Origin of the sequence: Streptococcus oralis, from assembly GCF_001579175.1 — a bacterium.
GTDB classification, from domain to species: domain Bacteria; phylum Bacillota; class Bacilli; order Lactobacillales; family Streptococcaceae; genus Streptococcus; species Streptococcus oralis_O.
The window spans coordinates 713202-716020 of the sequence record NZ_KQ970760.1; the positions used below are offsets into that span (position 1 = coordinate 713202).

Annotated in this window: 4 protein-coding genes; all 4 read left to right on the forward strand. The window is 42.6% G+C overall.

What is annotated here, in order from left to right:
* Positions 1-42: 42 nt before the first annotated feature.
* Positions 43-645 carry an L-threonylcarbamoyladenylate synthase gene (locus SORDD24_RS07810; protein ID WP_061409315.1) on the forward strand — a complete coding sequence of 201 codons (603 nt, stop codon included), beginning with the start codon at positions 43-45 and terminating at the stop codon, positions 643-645.
* Between the two features lies 1 nt (position 646).
* Positions 647-1078, forward strand: coding sequence for a GNAT family N-acetyltransferase (locus tag SORDD24_RS07815; RefSeq protein WP_061409318.1), 432 nt, complete (start codon positions 647-649; stop codon positions 1076-1078).
* Between the two features lie 59 nt (positions 1079-1137).
* Positions 1138-2394: a serine hydroxymethyltransferase gene (gene glyA / locus SORDD24_RS07820; RefSeq protein ID WP_061409321.1), complete on the forward strand. Its 1257-nt coding sequence runs from the start codon at positions 1138-1140 to the stop codon at positions 2392-2394.
* A gap of 7 nt (positions 2395-2401) precedes the next feature.
* Positions 2402-2819, forward strand: a 418-nt coding sequence (locus SORDD24_RS07825) for a nucleoid-associated protein (protein WP_196757281.1), incomplete at its 3' end; no start/stop codon positions are given.

Below are 2819 nucleotides of genomic sequence, written 5' to 3' on the forward strand. Positions count from 1 at the left end.
CACTCAAGGACCAATTTGGTCAAGATAGGATGGTTGTAGTTGATGATGGACAGGATTAGACAAGAATTGGAAAAGGGCGGAGCTGTTGTTCTACCAACTGAGACAGTTTATGGCCTCTTTGCTAAGGCCTTAGATGAAAAAGCTGTCGACCATGTATACCAACTCAAACGTCGTCCTAGAGATAAGGCGCTCAATCTTAATGTTGCTTCTCTAGAGGACATCTTGCACTTTTCAAAGAAACAGCCAACTTATCTACAAAATCTTGTAAAGACTTTTTTACCAGGTCCCTTGACCATCATTCTCGAAGCCAATGACAGAGTGCCCTATTGGGTCAATTCTGGTCTTGCAACGGTGGGATTTCGGATGCCGAGTCACCCCACTACACTTGATTTGATTCGAGAGACAGGTCCTTTGATTGGGCCGTCTGCCAATATTTCAGGTCAGGCTAGTGGAGTGACCTTTGCTCAAATTCTAGAGGATTTTGACCAAGAGGTTCTGGGTCTGGAGGACGACGCTTTTCTAACTGGACAGGATTCGACGATTTTGGATTTGTCTGGAGACAAGGTGAAAATCTTACGCCAAGGGGCCATTAAGCGAGAAGACATTCTTGCTCGGTTGCCAGAGATTTCTTTTGAGGAGGAATGAGATGCTAAGAGATTTGCAAGAAACAGATGTGAATGCTATATGTGAGATTAACAAAGAGGCTTTGGGTTATTCTTTTAGTCCAGAGGACACAGCTAGTCAACTAGCTAGACTGTCTCAGGATTCCCATCATTTCCTACTTGGCTATGAGGATGAAGTCAGCCATGTCCTACTTGGATATGTCCATGCTGAAGTTTATGAATCTCTTTATTCCAAAGCAGGATTTAATATCTTAGGCTTAGCGGTTTCACCTCAAGCACAAGGACGAGGTATCGGTAAATCCTTGTTGCAAGGGTTGGATCAAGAAGCAAAAAGACGTGGCTATGAGTTTATCCGCTTAAACTCTGCCGATCATCGTCTGGGTGCTCATGCATTTTATGAAAAAGTTGGTTATACTTGTGATAAAATGCAAAAACGGTTTATTCGCATTTTTTAGTTTATTTCTTATTGAGAAACCAAACTAAAGGACCAGTCACACTAAAAAGGAGAAGACCTATGATTTTTGACAAAGATAATTTTAAAGCATACGACGCTGATCTCTGGAATGCTATTGCCAAAGAAGAAGAACGCCAACAAAACAACATTGAGTTGATTGCTTCGGAAAACGTGGTTTCCAAGGCTGTTATGGCAGCTCAAGGGTCTATCTTGACAAACAAATATGCCGAGGGTTACCCAGGACGTCGTTATTATGGTGGAACTGATGTAGTAGACGTGGTAGAAACTCTAGCTATTGAACGCGCGAAAGAAATTTTCGGGGCTAGATTTGCCAATGTCCAACCACACTCAGGAAGCCAAGCCAACTGTGCTGCTTACATGGCCTTGATTGAGCCTGGTGATACGGTTATGGGAATGGATTTGGCTGCTGGTGGGCACTTGACCCACGGAGCTCCTGTTAGCTTCTCTGGTCAAACCTACAACTTTGTTTCTTATAGCGTGGATCCTGAAACAGAACTCTTGGACTTTGATGCCATCTTGAAACAAGCACAAGAAGTAAAACCTAAACTAATCGTAGCAGGTGCTTCAGCCTATTCTCAAATTATCGACTTCTCAAAATTCCGTGAAATCGCAGACGCTGTCGGGGCTAAGCTCATGGTAGATATGGCTCATATCGCTGGTTTGGTTGCTGCTGGTCTACATCCAAGTCCAGTTCCATACGCTCATATCACAACAACAACGACCCACAAAACCCTTCGTGGACCACGTGGTGGTTTGATTTTGACAAATGATGAGGACCTAGCGAAGAAAATCAATTCAGCTATTTTCCCTGGTATCCAAGGTGGACCTTTGGAGCATGTTGTGGCGGCTAAGGCGGTTTCCTTCAAAGAAGTTTTGGACCCAGCCTTCAAGGAATATGCTGCTAATGTCATCAAAAACAGCAAGGCTATGGCGGCTGTCTTCTTGCAAGACCCTGACTTCCGTATCATTTCTGGTGGTACTGAAAACCACCTCTTCTTAGTCGATGTTACTAAGGTTGTAGAAAACGGAAAAGTGGCTCAAAACTTGCTGGATGAGGTTAATATTACTTTAAATAAAAACTCAATCCCTTACGAAACTTTGTCACCATTCAAGACAAGTGGGATTCGTATCGGAGCAGCAGCCATCACTGCACGTGGATTTGGTGAAGAAGAATGCCGTAAAGTGGTTGAACTCATCATTAAAACTCTTAAGAATGCAGAAAATGAAGCTATCTTAGAAGAAGTGAGAAGTGAAGTCAAAGCGTTGACAGATGCCTTCCCATTATACGAGGACTAATACTTTTATGGACATTTATATTAAGAAAGCCATTATCCATCAGTTCAGCCCAGATGATACGGAGTTGTTCCTAGCGGATAAGTTTCTCAATATTACTCCAAAAATCGAGGAATACCTACGTAAAAAAATCGAACGCGTGTATTCAGATGAAGCTAAGACTGGGATTTTCGAAGAAGAAAATCCCTTCTTCAATCACATCACAGATGATTTGTTGGAGACATCAGTAACACTGGCTAATCTCTGGAAAGAGGAGTTCAGTATTTCTGAAAACCTCAAGACCAATGACTTGGTTTTTGTTCAGTTTTCTAAAGAAGGCGTGGAACATTTCGCTTTCTTGCGAATTGCCCTGCGGGAAACCTTGACCCACCTTGGGGGAGAAGTTGATAATCCAATCAAGCTAACTCAGAATAACTTGCCTGGATTTT

Excerpts from the sequence above, each read along its gene's own strand:
- SORDD24_RS07810 (WP_061409315.1), top strand. The coding sequence starts at position 43 with ATGATGGACAGGATTAGACAAGAATTGGAAAAGGGCGGAGCTGTTGTT.
- SORDD24_RS07815 (WP_061409318.1), top strand. The coding sequence starts at position 647 with ATGCTAAGAGATTTGCAAGAAACAGATGTGAATGCTATATGTGAGATT.
- glyA (WP_061409321.1), top strand. The coding sequence starts at position 1,138 with ATGATTTTTGACAAAGATAATTTTAAAGCATACGACGCTGATCTCTGG.